Origin of the sequence: Pseudomonas sp. SW-3 (genome assembly GCF_016615645.1) — a bacterium.
In the GTDB taxonomy this organism is placed as follows: domain Bacteria; phylum Pseudomonadota; class Gammaproteobacteria; order Pseudomonadales; family Pseudomonadaceae; genus Aquipseudomonas; species Aquipseudomonas mandelii.
The window spans coordinates 6,052,212-6,073,934 of the sequence record NZ_CP067098.1 but is presented as its reverse complement, the minus strand read 5'-3'; the positions used below and the strand labels follow the sequence as shown (position 1 = coordinate 6,073,934).

Below are 21,723 nucleotides of genomic sequence, written 5' to 3'. Positions count from 1 at the left end.
CTGACGTATTCTTCGCGGTTCTTTGAGTCGTCTGACTCGTAAAACCGCTATTTCCTCGTGTATTTCCGGAGTTCGCTGAATGTCTGCTGGTTGGCTGCGCGCCTGTGCGCTGGTGATGTTGGGGCTGTTCAGCGTGTCTGCGCTGGCCAAGGATAAAACGGCGATCGTGATCGGCGGCGGGCTCTCGGGCCTTACTGCCGCTTATGAACTGCAGAACAAAGGCTGGCAGGTGACCCTGCTGGAAGCCAAGCCGAGCCTGGGCGGTCGTTCCGGTATGGCCACCAGTGAGTGGATCGGCAACGACAAGACCCAACCGGTGCTGAACAAATACGTATCGACCTTCAAGCTGAGCACCACGCCAGCCCCTGAATTCGTGCGGACCCCGAGCTACCTGATCGATGGCGTGTATTACACCGCCGCCGACCTGGCCACCAAGGAACCGGCCACCGCCGAAGCCCTCAAGCGCTACGAAAAGACCTTGGACGATCTGGCGCGTTCGATCGAAGATCCGCAGAACCCGGCGGCCAACAGTACGCTGCACGCTCTGGATCAGATCAACGTTTCCAACTGGCTCGACCGTCTGAGCCTGCCAGCCACGGCACGTCAGTTGGTGAACCAGCAGATTCGTACCCGTTACGACGAACCTTCGCGCCTGTCGCTGCTGTATTTCGCACAGCAGAGCCGTGTTTATCGTGGCGTCTCCGACCGTGACCTGCGCGCTTCGCGCCTGCTCGGCGGCAGCCCGGTACTGGCCCAGGCCTTCGTCAAACAGCTGAAAACCATCAAGACCAGCTCTCCGGTGTCGTCCATCAACCAGGACAAGGACGGTGTGACCGTCAAAGTCGGCAGCGTTGGCTATCAGGCTGACTACGTGGTGGTGGCCGTGCCGTTGCGCGCCCTGAACAAGATTCAGATGATCCCGGCGCTGGACGCCCAGCACCTGGGTGCTATCAAGGGCACCAACTACGGCTGGCGTGACCAGATCATGCTGAAGTTCAAGACGCCAGTGTGGGAAAGCAAGGCGCGCATGTCCGGCGAGATCTACAGCAACACCGGCCTGGGCATGTTGTGGGTCGAGCCGGCGCTGAAGGGTGGCGCCAACGTGGTGATCAACCTGTCCGGCGACAACGCACGGGTGATGCAGGCGTTCGGCGACAAGCAGATGGTCGACCAGGTGCTGATTCGTCTGCATGCGTTTTATCCACAGGCGCGCGGTTCGTTCACCGGTTATGAAATCCGCCGCTACAGCACCGACCCGTCGATGGGCGGCGCTTACCTGGCCTTCGGCCCGGGCCAGATCAGCAAATACTGGCGCCTGTGGGAACGTCCGCTGCAACGCGTAGCGTTCGCTGGCGAACACACCGACACCTTGTACCCAGGCACGCTGGAAGGCGCATTGCGCACCGGTCAACGTGCAGCCAGTCAGGTTGAAGACCTGGCGGCGGGCAAGTCGTTTGAGCCTGCGAAGGTTGTGCCGGCAGCGACCGCTGTAGCGGCCGGCGCGGTGGCGGCGAAGAAAGGCAACTTCTTCACCAACCTGTTCGGTGGTTCGTCCGATGACGACAAGAAGCCGGAACCGGTCAAGGCACCAGAGCCAGTGGCGCCGACACCTGCTCCAACGCCGGCACCGACTCCAGCACCTGCACCGGTTGAAGCGCCGAAGCCTGTGGTCCCGGTGAAAGCCGAGCCGGCCAAGAAAGCCCCGGTGAAAAAGCCTGCTGCCAAGACCGAAGCCAAAAAAGCGCCGGCCAAAGCCCCGGCGAAGAAGGCTGAAACCGCGAAGAAACCAGCGGCAAAAACTTCTACGACCCCGGCGACGGAAACCAAAGCGCAGTAAGCTTCTGGCACTCAAAAAAACGCGGCAGACATGCCGCGTTTTTTTATGCCTGAAAGAAACCAATCACAAGAATCGAATAAATCTTGTGGCGCAGGTGTTCCATGGCTGGACTTCATTTTTTATTACACATTGGTCTTTAATCTTTCCTTAACGACTCTATTTCAGACTCTTGATCGTATTTCTCGATATTTCAAAGCGAAATTTTCCGCTTTAATTCGATAGATAACTCGATAGTCTTGGTCGCAGTTCTCACAGGATTTGGGCAATGCAGCTACGTAACTCTTCTTCCCGCTACGGTTGGGTCAGCGTCTTCATGCACTGGGGCGTGGCGCTGGCGGTCTTCGGTTTGTTCGCGCTGGGCTTGTGGATGGTCGGTCTCGACTACTACAGCACCTGGCGCAAAGACGCGCCGGAATTGCACAAGAGCATTGGCCTGGTGTTGTTGGCTGTCATGGTCCTGCGGGTGTTGTGGCGCTTTATCAGCCCGCCACCGCCGACACTGGAAACGTATAGCCGCATGACGCGTCTCGGCGCCAAGTTCGGTCATTCGTTCCTGTACTTCAGCCTGTTTGCTGTGATGATTGCCGGATACCTGATTTCCACCGCAGACGGTGTCGGGATTTCGGTGTTTGGCCTGTTTGAAATTCCTGCGCTGGTTTCCGGACTACCGGACCAGGCAGACACCGCCGGTGTGATTCATCTGTATCTGGCGTGGGCGCTGGTCATTTTTTCCGGTCTCCACGCGTTGGCAGCATTGAAGCACCACTTTATCGATCGTGATGCGACCCTCAATCGAATGCTGGGCCGCAAAGCCTGAAGTTCAACCTCGACTCCAAAGGAATAGAAAGCATGTTGAAAAAAACACTCGCTGCTCTGGCAATCGGTTCGGCTCTGCTGTCCGCTAACGTGATGGCGGCTGACTACGTCGTCGACAAAGAAGGCCAGCACGCCTTCGTTGACTTCAAGATCAGCCACTTGGGATACAGCTACATCACCGGTACCTTCAAGGACATCGACGGCAAGTTCAGCTTCGATGCGGCCAAGCCGGAAGCGAGCAAGATCGAGTTCAACGTCAACACCGCCAGTGTGTTCACCAACCATGCCGAGCGCGACAAGCACATCGCCAGCAAAGACTTCCTGGACGGGTCTAAAGCCAAGTTCGTCTCCACCAGCGTTAAATCCACCGGCAAAAACGCCGCTGGCAAAGACACTGCCGACGTGGCCGGTGACCTGACCATCCTTGGCGTGACCAAGCCAGTCGTGGTCAAGGCTACCTTCCTGGGCGAAGGCAAGGATCCATGGGGCGGCTACCGTGCCGGCTTCGAAGGCACCACTAGCATCAAGCGTTCCGACTTCGGCAAGCAGAAAGACCTGGGCCCAGCGTCCGATGCCGTCGAGTTGTACGTTTCGTTTGAAGGTGTGAAGGCGAAGTAATTTTCGCCCCTGACACGAAAACGCCCCCGATCTCGCGATCGGGGGCGTTTTTTATGGCCGAACATAATCTGCGTCGCACCCAAAATCCTGTAGGAGCGAGGCTTGCCCGCGAAAGCGCCAGCGGCCTCTCCACAGAAATCCGGTTGACCCCTTCGCGGGCAAGCCTCGCTTCTACAGGGGGTTGCGTCAGGCCAAAAAAATGCCCCGGGTCGTGAGAGCCGGGGCATTTTTTATGGCAGTGCTAAATCAGCGATTGCGGGTCAGCAACGCTGGCTTCTCACCGCGTGGACGGCCTGGCAGTTGATCAAGTTGCTCTGGAGTCGGGAAACGATCGGTTTTCGACTCCTTGTGAATGATCTTCGGTGCCGGGCCGCGCGGGTTTTGCACGGCCGGTTCCGAACGCGGCTGGTCGTCGGTGCGAGCCGGACGACGGTTGCGGGACTCTTCACGACGGGCCTGGCCGTCACGTGGAGCGCCGTTACGTGGGCCACTGCGCTTGGCCGGCGGCGTGCCGGTGGTGGCGCCGTCGCTGCTGCGCGGACCGCTTTGGCGACCCTGAGGCTTGCCGCCGGTGCGTGGAGCACCTGCGCCGGCTGCCGCGCCTGGTGCCGGAGCACCCGGACGGCGGCCACGGCCCTGAGCCGGTTTGGCTTGAGGCACGTAGTCAACGCGGTTACCGAAGTTATCCACATCGTCGTCCAGGAACTCATCCGGAGCACGATCAACGGCAGCACGAGGAGCCGGACGCTGTTGCTCGCGAGCCGGGGTGCCTTCGCGTGGCTTGTGTTCACGGGCCGGGCGATCGCCACGGCCAGTGGCAGGCGCTTTTTCCTTGCCGCCCTTGTCCTTGCCCTTGTCTTTACGACCGCCGCCACCGCCGGTGCCGTTCGGGCCGTCGCCGCGCGGGCCACGTGGGTTGCGTGGGTTACGCACATCCGGACGCTCGCGAACTTCCGGTTTCTCGGCTTCTACAGCGCTGGAGTCGAAGCCCATCAGGTTGCCATCGGCAATCTTCTGCTTGGTCATGCGCTCGATGCTTTTCAGCAGCTTTTCTTCGTCCGGGGCGACCAGCGAGATCGCCTCGCCCGAACGACCGGCACGGCCGGTACGGCCGATACGGTGAACGTAATCTTCGTCGACGTTCGGCAGCTCGAAGTTGACCACGTGTGGCAACTGGTCGATGTCGAGGCCGCGAGCGGCGATGTCGGTGGCGACCAGAATGCGCACTTCACCGGCCTTGAAGTCGGCCAAGGCTTTGGTGCGGGCGTTCTGGCTCTTGTTGCCGTGGATCGCGACGGCGCTGAGGCCGTGTTTGTCCAGGTACTCGGCCAGACGGTTGGCGCCGTGCTTGGTGCGGGTGAACACCAGGACCTGTTCCCAGGCGCCAGCGGTGATCAGGTGCGCCAACAGCGAACGCTTGTGGTTGGCTGGCAGGCGGAAGACGCGTTGCTCGATGCGCTCGACCGTGGTGTTCGGCGGCGTGACTTCGATGCGTTCCGGGTTGTGCAGCAGCTTGCCGGCAAGGTCGGTGATGTCTTTGGAGAAGGTCGCCGAGAACAGCAGGTTCTGACGTTTGCTCGGCAGGCGAGCCAGGACCTTCTTCACGTCATGGACAAAGCCCATGTCGAGCATGCGGTCGGCTTCGTCCAGCACGAGGATTTCCACGTGGGACAGATCGACGCTGCCTTGGCCTGCGAGGTCGAGCAGGCGGCCAGGGCAGGCCACCAGCACGTCGACACCACGGGACATGGCCTGAACCTGCGGGTTCATGCCGACGCCGCCGAAGATGCAGGCGCTGACGAACTTCAGGTCACGGGCATAAACCTTGAAGCTCTCGTGTACTTGAGCCGCGAGTTCGCGGGTAGGGGTCAGGACCAGTACGCGCGGTTGGCGCGGGCCGTGACGCTGGGATTTGTCCGGGTGACCGTTGGGGAACAACCGCTCCAGAATCGGAAGGGCGAAGCCGCCGGTTTTACCAGTACCTGTCTGAGCCGCGACCATCAGGTCGCGACCTTGCAACACGGCGGGGATAGCCCGCTGTTGCACCGGAGTAGGCTCGGTATAGCCCGCTGCCTCGATGGCGCGGACTAAAGCCTCGGAGAGACCGAGGGAAGCAAAGGACATGAGTAATCCTGTTTTAGTTAGGGCTTGGCCCAATGGGAGTCTTGCCTGGCGCGAATGGCGTTTAAGAGGAACGCAATCCCGTCCGGTCCTGCTGGGTCTTGAAAGCTCGTCTGGAGCGCTCGCGCGGGCTGAAAAGCTGCGCTGTAGCGGATCGAGATGCCTTGAACAAGTCCGAGCGTCCGGGCGTGAGCCTGGCGGGAAGGCCGGAGTATAACAGAGCAATCACTGCGCGCCGCTTTCCTGCTGCTCAACGGTTTTTTCGGTGGTGGTGGCGGCGGCTTGCACCCCCGGGCCTGCGCCATAACGGGCGCTGAGCTCAGCGTAGGCGGGCTCGCGCTTGAAGCGCTTGAGTTCGGCACCGAAACGCTGCACCAGCAAATCCATGCCGGCGTTACGGCGTACCGCCAAAAACTGGCTCTGGCGGCTGATGACGGTGGGGTTTTCGGTGATCTTGTCGCGGATGCCCAATTCGTCGAGCAAGTGCTGCCCGACCCGGCGATCAGTGATCAGCAGGTCGATCCGCCCGCGCACCAGTTTGCCGAAGTTGGCTTCATGGGTTGGCGCCGGCTCCCGGGTGAACAGAGTCGACTCGCTGAAATCCTTGCTATAGAGGTAGCCCGGCGAGGTGCCGACGGTCAGGCCTTTCAGGTCGTCGAGGGTGCGGAACGGATGGGGCCGCTCATTAGCGTAGAACATCACGAACTCGACTTCCGACAGCGGTTCGCTGGGGTAGAGCAAGGTGGCGTCGCGTTCATCGCTGTGAAAAATGTCCAGCGCTCCATCCGCCTGGCCCGTTTCAAGCATCGACAGGCAGCGTTTCCATGGCAGGAACTGCCAGTCCACTTCGATCCCCAGGCGTTTGAACACGATCGCCGTGGTTTCGTAATCCAGGCCCAGGGATTTGCCGTTTTCCTCATAGACATAAGGCGCCCACGGCTCGGTGACAATGCGCAACTTCTCGCCCCGGGCGGCAAAGCTCAGGCAAGAGAAAAGAAACACGGTGAGTAACTGTGCGATCAGAGGCATGGCTTGAGATTACGACGAGAAGTCATAAAGAGCCAGAAATCGGATCCAGAAGCTCTGGCCCGAGGCGCAATCCATAAAAAAGGCCCTGGATTGCGCCAGAGCCTTCATTGGAGTGCTGCACTGTTTCAGCGCGGCAGCTTCAGGTTGTTCCACACCGCCAGGCTCGCTTCAGCCTGGTTCAGTGTGTAGAAGTGCAGCCCCGGTGCGCCACCTTGCAGCAGGCGTTCGCACATTTCGGTGATGACTTGCTCACCAAAGCCTTGAATGCTCTGGGTGTCGTCGCCGTAGGCTTCCAGCTGTTTGCGGATCCAGCGCGGGATTTCCGCACCGCAAGCGTCGGAGAAACGCGCGAGTTTGCTGTAGTTGGTGATCGGCATGATCCCCGGCACGATCGGGATGTTCACGCCCATCGCCCGTACACGCTCGACGAAGTAGAAGTAGCTGTCGGCGTTGAAGAAGTACTGGGTGATCGCACTGTCGGCGCCAGCGTTAGCCTTGCGCACGAAGTTGTTCAGATCGTCTTCGAAATTGCGCGCTTGCGGATGCATCTCCGGGTAGGCGGCGACTTCGATGTGGAAGTGATCGCCGGTTTCTTCACGAATGAATTCAACCAGGTCGTTGGCGTGGCGCATTTCGCCGCTGGCCATGCCCATGCCGGATGGCAGGTCACCGCGCAGGGCAACGATACGCTTGATGCCGGCTGCCTTGTATTGAGCCAGCAGGCCGCGCAGGTCGTCCTTGCTGTCGCCAACGCAAGACAGATGCGGCGCAGCCGGGACTTTGACTTCGCTTTCGAGCTGCAACACGGTGTTGAGCGTGCGATCACGGGTCGAACCGCCAGCACCATAAGTGCAGGAGAAGAAATCGGGGTTGTACGTGGCCAGCTGACGGGCAGTGGCGAGTAGCTTTTCATGCCCAGCGTCGGTCTTCGTAGGGAAGAACTCGAAGCTGTAGCGACGGTCTTGGGACATGGAGGGAACCTCCAGCTACAAGCTGCAAGCTGCGAGCTGCAAGAGAAGCGGAGGTGCGCTGATCTCTTGTGCCTGGAGCCTGCTGCCTGAAACTGTTTTGGAATAGGGGCAGAGCTCTCGAGCTTCGCGCGGCAAGTTCGGCTTTTGACCTTGCTTGCCGCTTGAAGCTTAAAGCTCGCAGCTGCTTTGTCTTAGTAGCGGTAAGCGTGCGGCTTGAACGGACCTTCGACGGTCACGCCGATGTAGTCGGCCTGGGTCTTGGTCAGTTGAGTCACAACGCCGCCGAAACCGCGGACCATTTCCAGGGCCACTTCTTCGTCGAGTTTCTTCGGCAGTACTTCAACGGTCAGGCGCTCGGCTTTCTGGGCTGGCGACAGGTCGGCGTACTTCTGGCCGAACAGGAAGATCTGCGCCAGAACCTGGTTGGCGAACGAACCGTCCATGATGCGGCTTGGGTGACCGGTAGCGTTACCCAGGTTAACCAGACGGCCTTCGGCCAGCAGGATCAGGTAGTCGTCGTTCTGGGCATCGAATGCGCCAGGGCCGGTACGGTGAATTTTGTGAACCTGCGGCTTCACTTCTTCCCATGCCCAGTTCTTGCGCATGAAAGCGGTGTCGATTTCGTTGTCGAAGTGGCCGATGTTGCAGACAACAGCGCGCTTCTTCAGGGCTTTGAGCATGTTTGCATCGCAAACATTGACGTTGCCGGTGGTGGTCACGATCAGGTCGATCTTGCCCAGCAGGGCTTTGTCGATGCTGGCTTCAGTACCGTTGTTGATACCGTCGATGAACGGCGAAACCAGCTCGTAGCCGTCCATGCAGGCTTGCATGGCGCAGATCGGGTCGACTTCGGAGACCTTGACGATCATGCCTTCCTGACGCAGGGACTGAGCCGAGCCCTTGCCCACGTCACCGTAACCGATGACCAGCGCTTGCTTGCCGGACAGCAGGTGGTCAGTACCACGCTTGATCGCATCGTTCAGGCTGTGACGGCAGCCGTACTTGTTGTCGTTCTTGCTCTTGGTCACCGAGTCGTTGACGTTGATGGCCGGGATTTTCAGCTCGCCCTTGGCCAGCATGTCCAGCAGGCGGTGAACGCCAGTGGTGGTTTCTTCGGTGACGCCGTGGACGCGGTCCAGGATCGCCGGGTATTTCTTGTGCAGCAGCTCGGTCAGGTCGCCGCCGTCGTCGAGGATCATGTTGGCATCCCAAGGCGCGCCATCTTTGAGGATGGTTTGCTCCAGGCACCACTCGTACTCTTCTTCGGTTTCGCCTTTCCAGGCATAAACCGCGATACCGGCAGCTGCGATAGCGGCAGCGGCCTGGTCTTGAGTCGAGAAAATGTTGCAGGACGACCAACGCACTTCGGCACCCAGGGCAACCAGGGTTTCGATCAGCACGGCAGTCTGAATGGTCATGTGGATGCAGCCAAGGATCTTGGCGCCTTTGAGTGGCTGCTCACCGGCGTACTTGCGGCGCAGACCCATCAGGGCTGGCATTTCGGATTCGGCGATGATGGTTTCGCGACGGCCCCAGGCAGCCAGGGACATGTCGGCCACTTTGTAATCGTTAAAATCTGCAGGCGTGATAACAGCGCTCATGATGAGCCTCCATTCGTAATGTATGCGAATGGGCGCCGTTGTGCGTTTAGTGTCCGGCCGATCATGGCCAGTCAACGCCCCATCCGAGCCTGACAGGTCGAACCTGCTGCAGCGCCCCTCGGACAGGTGGCGGGAAACGGTAGTAGCCGTTTTAAATCGGTGGCGATTATAGCTTCCTTTGTCCGGCAAGTGGCAAGCTACAAGCTACAAGCGGCAAGTAACAGCGAATCTGCATTTACTTGCAGCTTGGCGCTTAAAACTTGAAGCTGGGGGCAGAACTCTATCGCTCAAACGCCTCAAACCTGGAGCCCCCTATGAATTTCCACACCCGCAAATGGGTAAAACCCGAAGACCTCAACCCCAACGGCACACTGTTCGGCGGTAGCCTGTTGCGCTGGCTCGACGAAGAAGCGGCGATCTACGCCATCGTCCAGCTGGGCAATCAGCGAGTGGTCACCAAGTACATTTCCGAGATCAACTTCGTCAGCGCCTCGCGCCAGGGCGACATCATCGAACTGGGCATCACTGCCACCGAGTTCGGTCGTACCTCGATAACCCTGAAATGCGAAGTACGCAACAAGATCACCCGCAAAAGCATCCTGACGGTGGATAAGATTGTCTTCGTCAACCTGGGTGAAGACGGCTTGCCCGCGCCGCACGGCCAGACCGAGATCAAGTACGTCAAAGACCAGTTCAAGGACGACGTCGCCAGCGAGTAATGCGAGCCCCCGTAGGAGCGAAGCTTGCTCGCGAAGGCGTCATTTGTGTCACCAGCAATACCGAGGTGAACCCTTCGCTGGAAAGCCTCGCTCCTACAGAGCCAGTTTCGTTGGACGGTCAGTGAACAGCTCCGGGCCGCGCGTGTCGTACCTACATGACACATCACCTGTTCCGGAGCGCTATGGACATCAAGCAAGACGGCAAGACCCCAAACCTGTCGCCGGAAGAACAGCACGACGTCGACAAAAACCAGCCACCGCGGGCCGCGGTGCTGCATGAAATCATCCGCACCCAGGGCGATCAGGAGCTCGAACGCAGCGTCGCCGCCTTGTGGTGGTCGGCACTCGCCGCCGGCCTGACCATGGGCCTGTCGCTGATGGCCATGGGACTGCTCAATTCCCGACTGCCGGACGGTGAAGGCTTCAAGGTGATCGCCAGTTTCGGCTATTGCGCTGGCTTTCTTGCGGTAATCCTCGCCCGTCAGCAGTTGTTCACCGAGAACACCCTGACGGCCGTGCTGCCGATCATGACCAAACCCACACTGAACAATTTCGGGCGATTGCTACGCCTGTGGTCGGTGGTGCTGGTCGGCAACCTCTGCGGCACGCTGCTCGTGGCCTACGTGATGCTCAATCTGCCGATTTTCGACAGCAAGACCGACCTGGCCTTCCTCGATATCGGGCGCAAGATCATGGAAAACGACGCCAGCCAGATGTTCGCCAAAGGCATTGTGTCGGGCTGGATGATTGCCACCATGGTCTGGATGATCCCGTCCATGGAGAGCGCCAAGATGTGGATCATCATCCTCATCACTTACCTGATGGCGCTGGGGGATTTCACCCACATCGTGGTCGGTTCGGCCGAGGTCTCGTACCTGGTGTTTGCCGGCGAATTGCCGTGGAAGGATTTCTGGCTGGTGTTCGCCGGGCCGACGCTGGCGGGGAACATCATCGGCGGCAGCTTCATCTTCGCGCTGATCAGCCACGCGCAGATTCGCAGCGAGAGCGGCCCGCCGAAGAAGACGACGGATCAGGCGTCGGAGCCTGATCCGCAGAAGAGCAAAAAGTAATCAGTGATGCTCGGCCTGTGCCGCTGGCGCAGGCTCATCCCGGGTCACGTGCTTGACCAGTTTGCCGATGCTCAAACCCTGCAGCAGGATCGACGACAGCACCACGATGTAGGTGATGCTCAGCAGCAAGTCGCGCTCCGGGCCCAGCGGCAGGGCCAGGGCCAGGGCCACCGAAACACCGCCGCGCAAACCACCCCAGGTCAGAATCCGGATTGTCCCGCGCGGCACGGTGCGCCAGCGCCGCAGCAGCACGATGGCCGGCGCGACCGTCAGCAGGCGCGAGAGCAGAATCGCCAGTGCCAGCAAACTCGCCGCCAGCACGTGCAGCCAATTGAACGGTAGCAGCAACAGCTCCATGCCGATCAGAGCGAACAGCAGGGCGTTGAGCATGTCATCGAGCAATTCCCAGAAGCCGTCCAGGTACTTGCGCGTCATGTCGTTCATCGCCAGGTTGCGGCCCAGGTTACCGATGATCAGACCCGCGACGACCATCGCGATGGGGGCGGACACATGCAGCTCCGACGCCATGGCCGAGCCGCCGATCACCAGCGCCAGGGTCAGCATGACCTCGATCTGATGCTGCTCGATGCTCTTGATCATCAGGTACACCAGATAACCGATCAGCCCACCGAACAGCACGCCGCCAATCGCCTCATGGGCGAACAGCATCGCTGTGGCGCCGACGGTCGGGGTCTCGCCGAGTTGCGCAATGCCCAGCAACACGGTGAACACCACCACGGCCGTGCCGTCGTTGAACAGCGACTCGCCGACGATGGTGGTTTTCAGAGGCTTGGACGCATTGGCAGTCCGTAGCACGCCGAGGACCGCGATCGGGTCGGTGGGGGAAATCAGCGCGCCGAACAGCAGGCAATAAAGGAAGCTCACGTGCCAGCCGAACAGGGCAAAAATGTAATAGGCGAGGCTGCCGATCACCGCCGTGGCGATCAATACGCCGAAGGTCGCCAGCAGCCCGATAGGCCAGCGGTAGCTGCGCAGGTCATTGAGGTTGACGTGCAGGGCGCCGGCGAACAGCAGGAAGGAAAGCATCCAGTTCATCAGCAGATCGCCAAAGTCGATCTGGCTGATCAGCTGCTGAATGCGCTCCTCGAGGCCGGGGTAGCCGAGCAAGCTCAGGCCTTGCAGCAGCAGGGAAAACATCAGCGCGGTGACCATGACCCCGATGGTCGGAGGCAGGCCGATGAAGCGGAAATTCACGTAGGTGAGGAGTGTGGTCAGGCAGATAAAGGCAGCGACAAGTTCGAGCATCCGGGGTCCTTGGATGGGGGGGTGGGGGTTAAGGCAGTTGCACCGAGTCAGTTTCTTCGCGAGCAGGCTCGCTCCCACATGGAATTCGGTCGTACACAGAATCTGTGTGCACTGGAGATCCACTGTGGGAGCGAGCCTGCTCGCGATAGCGGTGTCAGCAGCGACGCAATGATTCAGCCGGACACATTGACCGCAGTCGCACCGCGGCGTTGCAGATAGATGTAGAACAGCGCGGTCAGCACCGTCAGGCCACTGACCAGCGCACCGGTCCACGGCAGATCCGCCAGGTCCGCACCGCTGGCAACCACCAGCCCGCCGATCCACGCACCTGCTGCGTTGCCAAGATTGAAGGCGCTCTGATTCAGCGTCGAGCCAAGATTCGGCGCTTCATGCGCCTGATCGATGATCAGCAGTTGCAGAATCGGGCAAAGGGCAAACGCGAAAATCCCCCACAGCACCAGTGTGATCGCCGCCGGAATCACCGAGTGACTGGTCTGGCTAAAGGCCGCCAATACCACTGCCACGGCCAGCGCCATGCCCACCAATGAAGGCAGCAATCGGCTGTCCGCCAGGCGACCACCCAGCATGCTGCCCGCCGTCAGGCCGACGCCAAACAACAACAGCATGATTGTCACGCCATGGGGGCTGACCCCGGTGATGTCCTGCAGAATCGGCGCGATGTAGGTGAACACGCTGAACAGACTGGTCGACGCCAGCACGCTCATGCCCAATGCCAACAACACATTGACCTTGCCCAGCACTTTGAACTCGCTGGCGAGGTTGGCCTTGTCCATCGCGATGTCCTTCGGCAGCCAGAGCCACTGCGCGAGGGCTGCAATTACCCCGATCACCGAGACCGCCCAGAACGTCGAACGCCAACCGGCGTATTGCCCGAGCGCGGTGCCCAACGGCACGCCGAGCACGTTGGCCAGCGTCAGGCCGGTGAACATCATGGCAATGGCCTGCGCCCTTTTGTTCGGTGCAACCAGGCCCGCCGCGACTACCGAGCCAATGCCGAAGAACGCACCGTGGCACAGCGCGGTGACCACTCGCGCGGCCATCAACGTGGCATAGTTCGGTGCCAATGCGCACAGCACGTTGCCGAGGATGAACATCAGCGTCATGCCCAGCAGCGTGGCTTTGCGCGGCATGTTGGCGGTGCCGATCGCAAGAATCGGCGCGCCGAACACCACGCCCAGGGCGTAGCCGGTGATCAGCAGGCCGGCGTGGGGAATGCTCACGGCGAGGTCGCGGGCGACGTCGGGCAGCAAACCCATGATGACGAATTCAGTGGTGCCGATGCCGAACGCGGCAACAGCGAGGGCGAGCAAGGCGAGTGGCATGCGCAAGGTCTCTGTCGGTAGTCTTGACGCTTTGATCAGGCATACGCATGCCGATGACCGTTCTCGAAGAGAGCGGGCAGGGGCAGAAATTATTGGAATTAGTCTGTGCGCAACTGAGTGCGGCGTGGTCGCTTGCAGTATAAACAGCTGCTGACATATGGCGAATCAATTATCCACGCGCGTCCTGTAGGAGCCAGGCTTGCCGGCGAAGGCGTCCTTGAGATTGCCTTCGCCGGCAAGCCTGGCTCCTACAGGGGGGCGCGGCGGTCAATAAAAGGAGCGTGCCGTGCTTGCGACGGCTTTGGTGTTGGTGGCGGCGCTGTTGCACGCGGCGTGGAATACCCTGATCAAATTCAGTGCCGAACGGCTGCTGGTGGTGGCCTGCATGGATAGCGTCGCGATGCTGTTTGTCGCTCTGATGCTGCCGTTCGTGGCGCTGCCACCGATTGAAATCTGGCCATGGATTCTGGCGTCGGCGGCGTTCGAACTGCTCTATCGCTATCTGCTGATCCAGGCGTATCGGGTCGGCGACCTCGGGTTGGTCTATCCGTTGATGCGTGGGCTGTCGCCGCTGGTGGTGCTGGCACTGACGCTGATCTTCGCTGGCGAAGTCCTGACAAATCAGCAGATTTTCGGAATCCTGTTGATTCCGTTTGGCATGCTGTGCCTGCTCTGGCAGGGCGGTGGTGGTGCGCGTCTGCCGTGGTCGATGTTGCCGGTGGTGGCGCTGATCGGCCTGTGCATCGGCTGCTACACCTTCATCGATGGCCAGGCGTTACGGCGCTGGTCGCACCCTCTGGACTATCTGGTCTGGGTCACGTTGCTCAGCGCTTGGCCGTTCCCGTTGCTGGCGCTGGTAAGCAAGCGCACGGCGTTCATGCTGTTCTGGCGTGAACAGTGGCGACTGGGGCTGGCGGTCGGGTTCTGCGTGTTGTTCAGCTACGCTTTGGTGCTGTGGGCAATGCAACTGGGGTCGATTGCCGAAGCGGCGGCGTTGCGCGAGATCAGCGTGATTCTGGTGGTGCTGTTCGGCATGCGTTACCTGAAAGAACCTTTCGGCAGGCCAAGGCTCTTAGCCTGTGGGCTCGTACTGATCGGTATTTTGGTCATGAAGTTCTAACGGGCACTCAACATTCCAAAACTGAAGAAAGGACTGCTTTATGACGGTTGCTCTGTGGTGCGTTTTGATCGCGATTTTCCTGCCCTATCTCTGCACGGTCATCGCCAAGGTCAGTGGCAGGTTCAGGCTGCAAGACAACCATGACCCCCGGGACTTTCTCGAGTCGCTCAATGGTCTGGGCAGGCGCGCGCATGCGGCGCAACTGAACAGCTTTGAAGTGACCCCGGCGTTTGCGATCGCGGTGATTGTTGCGCATCTGGTGGGCACGGCGCAGTTGGTGACGGTTAACGTGCTGGCGGTGCTGTTTATCACCAGTCGGCTGCTGTACATCATTTGCTACCTGGCGGACTGGGCGATATTGCGGTCGCTGGTGTGGTTTGTGGGGATGGGGTTGATTGCCAGTTTCTTTGTGGTGTCGGTATGAAAGTATTGCGGTGATTTGTCTGGCCTCATCGCGAGCAGGCTCGCTTCCACAGTTGATCTTCAGTGAACACAAACGCTGTGTACAACCGAGATCCACCGTGGGAACGAGCCTGCTCGCGATGACTATCTAACTGCAAATACAAGGCTTACGGGTTGGCCTTCGCCGCATCGGCAACCTGCGGCACTTGCGGCAACGCCGCGCCTTTAGGCCAGAGCATCCAGATCTGCCCTTGCTGTTTCATGTCCCCGGCCAATTGCCCGGCCGCCTCGCCAGTGCCCCAGAACAGATCCGCACGCACTTCGCCGGCAATCGCGCCGCCAGTGTCTTGCGCCGCCACGGGCCGTACCAGTGCAGTACCGTCCGGTTTTGTCGTGGATAACCACAACAGGCTGCCCAGCGGAATGACTTTGCGGTCCACTGCCGCGCTGTAACCGGCCGTCAGCGGAACGTTCAGCGAGCCGCGTGGCCCTTCGTTGCTGTCCGGGTTGCGAGTGAAGAACACGTAACTGGGGTTGCTGCCCAGCAGTTCCGGAATGCGCGACGGATTGGCTTTTGCCCACGTGCTGATGGCGCCCATGGTCACGTCTTCCTTCTTCAACTCGCCTTGCTCCACCAGCCAGCGCCCGATGGGGCGATAGGGATGGCCGTTCTGGTCAGCATAGGCAATGCGCAGTTGGCGGCCGTCGTCGAGCTGGATGCGACCCGAACCCTGGATTTGCAGGAATTGCAGGTTCATCGGGTCGGTCAGCCACGCAACCACTGGCGCCTTTACTCCATTGGTTTCAATCGTTGCCGCATCGTCGTAAGGCTTGAGCACGCGACCTTCGAGGCGTCCGCGCAGGCGTTTGCCTTTGAGTTCCGGGTAGATGCTGTCCAGCGAGACAATGATCATGTCCTCGGGCACGCCGTACACCGGAATGTTCGCCACTTCGGTCTGGGTCAGGCTGCCCGGGTAGACCGGCTCGTAATAGCCGGTGATCAAACCGTTGGGATTGTCATTGGCGGCGCGCAGGCCGTAGACGTCGAGGTTCTGCTTGAGGAAGCCGCGAATGTCGCTGGCGGTCTGCGGCACATTGGCGGAAGCCGCGCAGGTCGATCCCCAGACCGGGTCGGCCTTGAGTCGGGTGCAGGCGCTGCGCCACGAGCCGAAACCGGCGACCAGGTCGGTGTCGGACACCGCCGGCAATGCTTCCCAGCTGGTACTGGAGTAGGTCGCCAGGGCGTGGGTTTTAGGGGTGTCTTTATCGCCGCCGGTGCAGCCGGCGAGCACGGCCACCATTGGAAGAGTCCACACGAGGTGGTGACGCCATGCCTTGAAACGGCTGTTCATGGAGTAATTCCTTTGTCGGTTGCCTGAGTGCTCCATGCGCTCAAACAACCCGTATTGATAATAGGGCTATTGGTCTTTGCCGATGACACGAGGATACTGGCCGCCGTTTCCCGTGACCTGAAGCCACCATGACTCTTAAAAGACTTTCTGTTGTATTGCTGGCCTGCCTGACCTTGTCTGCCTGCGGTGGCGTTGATCCGAATTCGCCGCTGGGACAACGCAAGGCGATCTTCAAACAGATGCTCAAGACCGGTGAAGACCTGGGCGGTATGTTGCGTGGTCGTATCCCGTTCGACGGTCCGAAATTTGCCGAAGGCGCCGTGAAACTCGACACCTTGTCCCGTGAGCCTTGGAAACATTTCCCGCAAGTGCGTGAAGAAGATCACAGCAGCGCCACGGACAATGTGTGGCAGCAGCAGGCACGCTTCCAGGACATGGTGCGCACCCTTGAAGCCGCCACCGGTGAATTGGTGATTGCCAGCAAGGTTCAGCCTTACAAGGCCAGTAACCTGGGCCCGGCGGTGCAGAAAGTCGAAGATGCCTGTAGTGCCTGCCATAAAGAGTTTCGGGATCATTGATTGGCAATGCATTCCTGTGGCGAGGGGGGGGCGTTCCGACAAGCCCCTCGTCACAAAAGCTCCCTCGCTCAATTCGGGGGTTACTTGTCCAACTCGTCGAGCGCGTTCTGCAATTCCTTTCGGGACTCGGCAAGTTTGTCTTTGCGCTTGTTGATCTTGTCCGGATCGCCTTTCTTCATGGCCTTGTCCAGATCGGCCTGGCGCTGGCTGACTTCATGCTTGGCGTCGAGCACCTTGTTTTCCCGTTCTTTCTTCAGCGAGGCGTCGGTGCAATGGGTGGTGACTTCGCTCAGGGCCGTTTCGAGGCCAGCCTGCTGTTCAGCATTGCCGTGGGATTTGGCCAGTTCGATCTGATTGATGATTCCCTGTTTCTTGGCGGCGCAGCCGGTCAGCCCCGGGGCTTCTTCGGCGGCCATCAGGGGAGCGGCCATCACGCTGCAAAGGGTCAGCAAGGCGAGTGGTGAAAGAAATTTCATAAAAGCTCCAAGTGCGAAGACAATCGGGTCGATGTGGCGATGGGCGTTTGAGCCCGTCGGCCCCTTTGGGTTCCCGGGCTGCCGGGGCTCGGTGTTTAAAAGCCGTCAATCCCGGCCATACGTAATGTTTGACTCAGTGCCAGGACGTGCGGGTCGCGGAAAAAGGCGCTCAATTGCGCTGCGCGTCCCGGGCCGATACCTGCTTCTGCCTGCCATTGTTCGGTGTTTCTATTCGCCAGTTCCTGCCATGAATCGGCAAGCCGTGCCTGGCCGGTCGGCGGCAACCCCAAGGCTTTGAGCCAGCGAGCGAAAGGGCGTTGCCGTGCGCTGTTGAAGCTGTTTAGAAGACGAGCCGCGCTGCGTTCGCCGAAGCCATCAATGTTAGCAAGCTCTTGAGCATCGAGGGTCAACCAATCCAACAGGCTGTCGAGGCGGCCTGTTTCGAAAAGTTTCTCCCAGGTGCCAGGGCCGAGATGGGGCAAAGCCAGTCCTTGCTTGCCGCTGAGCCAGGTCAGTCGCGCGAGGAATTGGCTCTCGCAGCCTGATGTCGGTTGCCAGCAACTCAAATGGTGAAAGTTTGCTGCCGATGGCACGTTTAATTCAGTGCGTTCGGTACTGCGCAGCACGACGCCATCGAGCCTTGGAATGGTCAGTCCCGCCAGGCTGATGGACACCTGATCCCCAGGGCGGACATCCAGCTCTTCCCAGCGTCGCAGGGAGCTGACGCTTACCCGTTTGATCTGTCGGTCATCCAGCTTCACCGGCGTCAGGTCCAGCACCGGAGTAATCCGACCTGTGCGACCAATCTTGAAGTGGACCTTGCGCACTTCGGCCAGTGCCTGGGCGAACGGATACTTCCAGGCAACGCTCCAGAAGGAGGGGCGCGCCTGCCAGCGTTCGGCCGGTGGTCGCTGGCTCTGGCGCAAAACGACGCCGTCACTGGCGAAGGGCAGTGGCGTGCGATACCAGTGATCGCGCCATCGTTCAGCGTCGGCAAACACCTTGATCGGCTGACTGTAGGGCGCCGTGCCCGGAAAACCCATTTCATCGAGAGCCGCCACGCGCGCCGGCAGGCTTGCCGGACCCTGCGGCCAATCCCAGACAAACAACCCGATACCACCTGCCTGCTCGGCGGTCAGCTCTTTGCGGGCCATCAACCCGGCCACCGTGGAGCGGGCGTTGAGGCTGCCTGCCTTGGCTTGCACATGGTCGTTCAGGCGCCAGTAGAGTTCGCCTTGCACCAGCACATCCAATGGTTGCGGCAGATGCCGGGGAATGGCCGCAATCTGTCGGGCCGAGGCGGTCCAGTCCTGGCCATTGACGCCGTCACCGCGGCTGATCGCCTGATGCAGCGAGCCGTTGCGATAGATCAGCGTCACGGCCACGCCGTCGACCTTGGGTTGTATCCAGATGTCATTGCGCTCGCGTAGCCAATGCTCGACTGCTCCGCCATCACGCAGTTTTTCCAGGCCGGTGTGAGCGATGGGGTGGGCCATCTTGCCGCCCGCCGTGCGCAAGGGGTCGGGCGCCAGACTCAAATCAAAGCACTCACGCCATTCGCTCAATCGCGCGCGGGATTGATCATAGATTTCATCGGCGACCAGCGAGCGTCCGTGGCGGTGATAGTTGTCGTCCCAGAAATCGATCTGTTTTTGCAGGGCAGTGATTTCGTCCAGGGCGCGGGCGGGTGACCAGTCGGGGCAGTCGGCAGCGTTCGAGCTCAGGCAAAGCAGGGTCAGGAACAAAGCGGAAAACAGGCGCAGAAGCATCGTGAGCGTCCTTGCTCAGGGGGATGCTTGAAGGTTAGTCAGTATTTTTTTTAGGAAGGAGTGGGTGTTTTGCCTGGTGTTTCCGGTCTGGATCTTCAGTGAGGGCAACGCTGGCGCATGACAGGACTAATGTGGGAGCGAGCCTGCTCGCGATGGGGGCGATCCGGTGTAAAGCGAAACCAATAAAAAGCCCCGCACGGCGAACCGTGCGGGGCTTTTGGTACCGCCAGGAAAGTCTTACAGGCCGGCTGCAGTACGCAGGTCGTCGGCGCGGTCGGTCTTTTCCCAGGTGAACGTGGTGAAGGTGTCTTCGCCCACAGTCTTGGTTGCCGGGGTGCGACCGAAGTGGCCGTACGCAGCGGTTTCCTGGTACATCGGGTGCAGCAGGTCGAGCATGGTGGTGATCGCGTATGGACGCAGGTCGAAGATTTCGCGAACCAGTTTGACGATCTTGTCGTCGCTGATCTTGCCGGTGCCGAAGGTGTTCAACGAGATCGAAGTCGGCTGGGCAACACCGATCGCGTAGGAAACCTGAATCTCGCAACGCTCGGCCAGGCCGGCCGCAACGATGTTCTTGGCCACGTAACGACCGGCGTAGGCTGCCGAACGGTCAACCTTCGATGGATCCTTGCCGGAGAACGCGCCGCCGCCGTGACGGGCCATGCCACCGTAGCTGTCGACGATGATCTTGCGACCGGTCAGACCGCAGTCACCCACCGGGCCGCCAATGATGAACTGGCCAGTCGGGTTGATGTGGAACTGGGTGTCTTTGGTCAGCAGTTCGGCAGGCAGCACGTGCTTGACGATCAGCTCCATCACGCCTTCGCGCAGGTCTTTGTACGACACTTCAGGGTTGTGCTGGGTCGACAGAACAACGGCGTCGATACCGACGACCTTGCCGCCTTCGTAACGGCAAGTCACTTGCGACTTGGCGTCCGGGCGCAGCCAAGGCAGCAGGCCGGATTTACGGGCTTCGGCCTGGCGCTGCACAAGCTGGTGCGAGAAAGTGATCGGTGCTGGCATCAGCACGTCGGTTTCGTTGCTGGCGTAGCCGAACATCAGGCCCTGGTCGCCAGCGCCCTGATCTTCAGGCTTGGCACGGTCGACACCCTGGTTAATGTCAGGGGACTGCTTGCCGATGATGTTCATCACGCCGCAAGTGGCACCGTCGAAGCCGACATCGGAGCTGTTGTAGCCGATGTCCAGAATGACGTTACGCACGATCTCTTCCAGGTCGACCCAAGCCGACGTGGTGACTTCACCTGCGATGATTGCCACGCCGGTTTTAACCAGGGTTTCGCACGCTACGCGGGCGAACTTGTCTTCAGCAATGATGGCGTCCAGCACCGCATCGGAAATCTGGTCGGCGATTTTGTCCGGGTGCCCTTCGGACACGGACTCGGAGGTGAAGAGGGAGTATTCGCTCATCTCGATTTTTTCCTGAATTTACCGATGGTGAGTGTCGCCAGCCGGTCGCTGAAAATGGCGGACCTGGATCTGGAAACCATTACGTAAGCCTACATAGAGGCTTTCCCCGGGAACGAGTCCCGCAGCGGTGGCCCAACGGGCCAAATCGTCCTGTTCAAACCCCAACCACAGATCACCGCAGGCCTCCCTGGCCCAACTCTGGTTGTGGCTACATAACTCTGTCACGAGCAGGCTACCGCCCGGTTGCAGCAAGTCGGCCATGTGCTTGAGCGCTTCGGCCGGCGCGGCGAAATGGTGCAGCACCATGTTCAGTACAACGCAATCGGCCTTGAGGCTCACGCCATTCAATGCATCGGCCAGTTGCAGGCTGACGTTAGCCAGCGTTTCACGTTCGCAAACCTGGCGCGCCAGTTCGAGCATCGCCGGGCTGTTGTCCAGCGCCGTGACCTCTGTGAAGCGGCGCGCCAGTTCCGGCAAAAATTCACCGTCGCCGGGGCCGACTTCAATGGCCGTCGCGCCGTCTCTGAAACTCAGCTTGTCGAGCAGCGCCACTACGCTTTCGCGGTATTGCGGCAGGCCGGCGATCAAGTCTTGCTGGGCACGAAACTTCTCCGCCACCCGTGAGAAAAAGTCCTGGCTGGCCGCGGCTCGTTGTCCATGGACTTGAGCGATACGCGACTGCACATCGGCGGGCAACGTCAGGTTGTCCACTTCTTCGAGCAAGGCGGCGTGCAGCTTGCCGCCCAGCAGGTCGGTGTGGGGCAGGGCGCGACGGTAGAAAATCGCGTTGCCTTCACGGCGGGTCGCCACCAGGTCGGCCTGGGCCAGGACCTTGAGGTGGTGGCTCATGCCGGACTGACCGATACCGAAGATCTGCGCCAGTTCCAGTACGCCAAACGAATCGTTGGCCAGCGCGCGCAATACATTCAGCCGCAGAGGATCACCGCCGGCCTTGCACAGGGCCGCCAGCTCATCGCAATCGTCATGTTGAATGGAAGGCACGCGTAAATTCATAAGGCCAGCAGTCTAGTGACGCTCAGAAATCACCGCAAGGGCAATATCAAAAAGTTTTGATATTGGTCGATAGATGGCACTTCCAGACGTTAGGTTCAGTCAACAAACGAACTGCAGAAAGGTTTCATCAGTCGAAACCGCTGTTAACAATTGGAAAAACGCCTCCAGATGACTATCTGTCATTGCCCCGAGG

Annotated in this window: 19 protein-coding genes and 1 riboswitch; of the genes, 8 read left to right on the top strand and 11 right to left on the bottom strand. The window is 60.1% G+C overall.

Translation table 11 applies throughout. The features are described 5' to 3' along the window. Positions 1-79 precede the first annotated feature (79 nt). The 3 genes from JIO00_RS27550 to JIO00_RS27540 all read left to right on the top strand — a co-directional run bounded on the left by JIO00_RS27550 (position 80) and on the right by JIO00_RS27540 (position 3,271). Entirely contained in the window at positions 80-1,837 is a 1,758-nt protein-coding gene (locus JIO00_RS27550; protein WP_169857147.1) for a flavin monoamine oxidase family protein, read from the top strand. A 265-nt stretch (positions 1,838-2,102) separates the two neighbouring features. Beyond that, the gene (locus tag JIO00_RS27545; RefSeq protein WP_010466911.1) at positions 2,103-2,654 is read left to right on the top strand and encodes a cytochrome b; all 552 of its coding nucleotides are present in this window, start codon (positions 2,103-2,105) and stop codon (positions 2,652-2,654) included. A 32-nt stretch (positions 2,655-2,686) separates the two neighbouring features. After that, positions 2,687-3,271 carry a YceI family protein gene (locus JIO00_RS27540; protein WP_200667230.1) on the top strand — a complete coding sequence of 195 codons (585 nt, stop codon included), beginning with the start codon at positions 2,687-2,689 and terminating at the stop codon, positions 3,269-3,271. A 246-nt stretch (positions 3,272-3,517) separates the two neighbouring features. On the opposite strand, the gene JIO00_RS27535 is transcribed toward JIO00_RS27540, so the two are convergent. The 4 genes from JIO00_RS27535 to ahcY all read right to left on the bottom strand — a co-directional run bounded on the left by JIO00_RS27535 (position 3,518) and on the right by ahcY (position 8,993). Next, positions 3,518-5,395 (bottom strand): DEAD/DEAH box helicase, encoded by a 1,878-nt coding sequence (locus JIO00_RS27535; RefSeq protein ID WP_010466915.1) that lies wholly within the window; start codon positions 5,393-5,395, stop codon positions 3,518-3,520. Between the two features lie 222 nt (positions 5,396-5,617). Next, positions 5,618-6,421 (bottom strand): substrate-binding periplasmic protein, encoded by an 804-nt coding sequence (locus JIO00_RS27530; protein ID WP_010466917.1) that lies wholly within the window; start codon positions 6,419-6,421, stop codon positions 5,618-5,620. Between the two features lie 125 nt (positions 6,422-6,546). After that, positions 6,547-7,392, bottom strand: a complete 846-nt coding sequence (metF, locus tag JIO00_RS27525) for a methylenetetrahydrofolate reductase [NAD(P)H] (RefSeq protein WP_010466919.1) — start codon at positions 7,390-7,392, stop codon at positions 6,547-6,549. Positions 7,393-7,583: 191 nt separating this feature from the next. Beyond that, positions 7,584-8,993, bottom strand: coding sequence for an adenosylhomocysteinase (gene ahcY / locus JIO00_RS27520; protein WP_077747242.1), 1,410 nt, complete (start codon positions 8,991-8,993; stop codon positions 7,584-7,586). Between the two features lie 23 nt (positions 8,994-9,016). Further along, positions 9,017-9,119, bottom strand: a riboswitch (S-adenosyl-L-homocysteine riboswitch). A 188-nt stretch (positions 9,120-9,307) separates the two neighbouring features. On the opposite strand from ahcY, the gene JIO00_RS27515 reads away from it, so the two are divergent. Both JIO00_RS27515 and JIO00_RS27510 read left to right on the top strand, forming a co-directional pair. Further along, positions 9,308-9,712: an acyl-CoA thioesterase gene (locus JIO00_RS27515; protein WP_010466921.1), complete on the top strand. Its 405-nt coding sequence runs from the start codon at positions 9,308-9,310 to the stop codon at positions 9,710-9,712. 182 nt (positions 9,713-9,894) lie between these two features. After that, positions 9,895-10,782, top strand: a complete 888-nt coding sequence (locus JIO00_RS27510) for a formate/nitrite transporter family protein (protein ID WP_010466922.1) — start codon at positions 9,895-9,897, stop codon at positions 10,780-10,782. On the opposite strand, the gene JIO00_RS27505 is transcribed toward JIO00_RS27510, so the two are convergent. Continuing rightward, complete coding sequence (locus JIO00_RS27505) at positions 10,783-12,048, bottom strand: cation:proton antiporter (RefSeq protein ID WP_010466923.1); 1,266 nt, start codon at positions 12,046-12,048, stop codon at positions 10,783-10,785. Between the two features lie 173 nt (positions 12,049-12,221). After that, entirely contained in the window at positions 12,222-13,391 is a 1,170-nt protein-coding gene (locus JIO00_RS27500; RefSeq protein ID WP_077747245.1) for an MFS transporter, read from the bottom strand. Between the two features lie 286 nt (positions 13,392-13,677). On the opposite strand from JIO00_RS27500, the gene JIO00_RS27495 reads away from it, so the two are divergent. Continuing rightward, positions 13,678-14,511 (top strand): EamA family transporter, encoded by an 834-nt coding sequence (locus tag JIO00_RS27495; protein WP_010466925.1) that lies wholly within the window; start codon positions 13,678-13,680, stop codon positions 14,509-14,511. A gap of 40 nt (positions 14,512-14,551) precedes the next feature. Further along, positions 14,552-14,935 carry an MAPEG family protein gene (locus JIO00_RS27490; RefSeq protein ID WP_010466926.1) on the top strand — a complete coding sequence of 128 codons (384 nt, stop codon included), beginning with the start codon at positions 14,552-14,554 and terminating at the stop codon, positions 14,933-14,935. Between the two features lie 145 nt (positions 14,936-15,080). Here JIO00_RS27490 and mltA read toward each other — a convergent pair whose 3' ends face one another. After that, on the bottom strand, positions 15,081-16,265 hold the full coding sequence (mltA, locus tag JIO00_RS27485) for a murein transglycosylase A (RefSeq protein WP_010466927.1): 1,185 nt from the start codon (positions 16,263-16,265) through the stop codon (positions 15,081-15,083). A 128-nt stretch (positions 16,266-16,393) separates the two neighbouring features. On the opposite strand from mltA, the gene JIO00_RS27480 reads away from it, so the two are divergent. After that, positions 16,394-16,843 carry a c-type cytochrome gene (locus JIO00_RS27480; protein ID WP_102593716.1) on the top strand — a complete coding sequence of 150 codons (450 nt, stop codon included), beginning with the start codon at positions 16,394-16,396 and terminating at the stop codon, positions 16,841-16,843. 80 nt (positions 16,844-16,923) lie between these two features. Here the strand turns inward: JIO00_RS27480 and JIO00_RS27475 are convergent, their stop codons facing one another. The 4 genes from JIO00_RS27475 to JIO00_RS27460 form a co-directional block, all read right to left on the bottom strand. Next, the gene (locus JIO00_RS27475; RefSeq protein ID WP_010466929.1) at positions 16,924-17,319 is read right to left on the bottom strand and encodes a DUF1090 domain-containing protein; all 396 of its coding nucleotides are present in this window, start codon (positions 17,317-17,319) and stop codon (positions 16,924-16,926) included. A 95-nt stretch (positions 17,320-17,414) separates the two neighbouring features. Continuing rightward, entirely contained in the window at positions 17,415-19,088 is a 1,674-nt protein-coding gene (gene ligB, locus JIO00_RS27470) for an NAD-dependent DNA ligase LigB (protein ID WP_200667228.1), read from the bottom strand. Positions 19,089-19,325: 237 nt separating this feature from the next. After that, positions 19,326-20,516 (bottom strand): methionine adenosyltransferase, encoded by a 1,191-nt coding sequence (gene metK, locus JIO00_RS27465; RefSeq protein ID WP_010466931.1) that lies wholly within the window; start codon positions 20,514-20,516, stop codon positions 19,326-19,328. A gap of 18 nt (positions 20,517-20,534) precedes the next feature. Then, positions 20,535-21,530: an ArsR/SmtB family transcription factor gene (locus JIO00_RS27460; protein WP_010466932.1), complete on the bottom strand. Its 996-nt coding sequence runs from the start codon at positions 21,528-21,530 to the stop codon at positions 20,535-20,537. Positions 21,531-21,723: the final 193 nt, after the last annotated feature.

Coding starts and splice junctions, on each gene's coding strand:
- JIO00_RS27550 (WP_169857147.1), top strand. CDS start 80: ATGTCTGCTGGTTGGCTGCGCGCCTGTGCGCTGGTGATGTTGGGGCTG.
- JIO00_RS27545 (WP_010466911.1), top strand. CDS start 2,103: ATGCAGCTACGTAACTCTTCTTCCCGCTACGGTTGGGTCAGCGTCTTC.
- JIO00_RS27540 (WP_200667230.1), top strand. CDS start 2,687: ATGTTGAAAAAAACACTCGCTGCTCTGGCAATCGGTTCGGCTCTGCTG.
- JIO00_RS27535 (WP_010466915.1), bottom strand. CDS start 5,395: ATGTCCTTTGCTTCCCTCGGTCTCTCCGAGGCTTTAGTCCGCGCCATC.
- JIO00_RS27530 (WP_010466917.1), bottom strand. CDS start 6,421: ATGCCTCTGATCGCACAGTTACTCACCGTGTTTCTTTTCTCTTGCCTG.
- metF (WP_010466919.1), bottom strand. CDS start 7,392: ATGTCCCAAGACCGTCGCTACAGCTTCGAGTTCTTCCCTACGAAGACC.
- ahcY (WP_077747242.1), bottom strand. CDS start 8,993: ATGAGCGCTGTTATCACGCCTGCAGATTTTAACGATTACAAAGTGGCC.
- JIO00_RS27515 (WP_010466921.1), top strand. CDS start 9,308: ATGAATTTCCACACCCGCAAATGGGTAAAACCCGAAGACCTCAACCCC.
- JIO00_RS27510 (WP_010466922.1), top strand. CDS start 9,895: ATGGACATCAAGCAAGACGGCAAGACCCCAAACCTGTCGCCGGAAGAA.
- JIO00_RS27505 (WP_010466923.1), bottom strand. CDS start 12,048: ATGCTCGAACTTGTCGCTGCCTTTATCTGCCTGACCACACTCCTCACC.
- JIO00_RS27500 (WP_077747245.1), bottom strand. CDS start 13,391: ATGCCACTCGCCTTGCTCGCCCTCGCTGTTGCCGCGTTCGGCATCGGC.
- JIO00_RS27490 (WP_010466926.1), top strand. CDS start 14,552: ATGACGGTTGCTCTGTGGTGCGTTTTGATCGCGATTTTCCTGCCCTAT.
- mltA (WP_010466927.1), bottom strand. CDS start 16,265: ATGAACAGCCGTTTCAAGGCATGGCGTCACCACCTCGTGTGGACTCTT.
- JIO00_RS27480 (WP_102593716.1), top strand. CDS start 16,394: ATGACTCTTAAAAGACTTTCTGTTGTATTGCTGGCCTGCCTGACCTTG.
- JIO00_RS27475 (WP_010466929.1), bottom strand. CDS start 17,319: ATGAAATTTCTTTCACCACTCGCCTTGCTGACCCTTTGCAGCGTGATG.
- ligB (WP_200667228.1), bottom strand. CDS start 19,088: ATGCTTCTGCGCCTGTTTTCCGCTTTGTTCCTGACCCTGCTTTGCCTG.
- metK (WP_010466931.1), bottom strand. CDS start 20,516: ATGAGCGAATACTCCCTCTTCACCTCCGAGTCCGTGTCCGAAGGGCAC.
- JIO00_RS27460 (WP_010466932.1), bottom strand. CDS start 21,530: ATGAATTTACGCGTGCCTTCCATTCAACATGACGATTGCGATGAGCTG.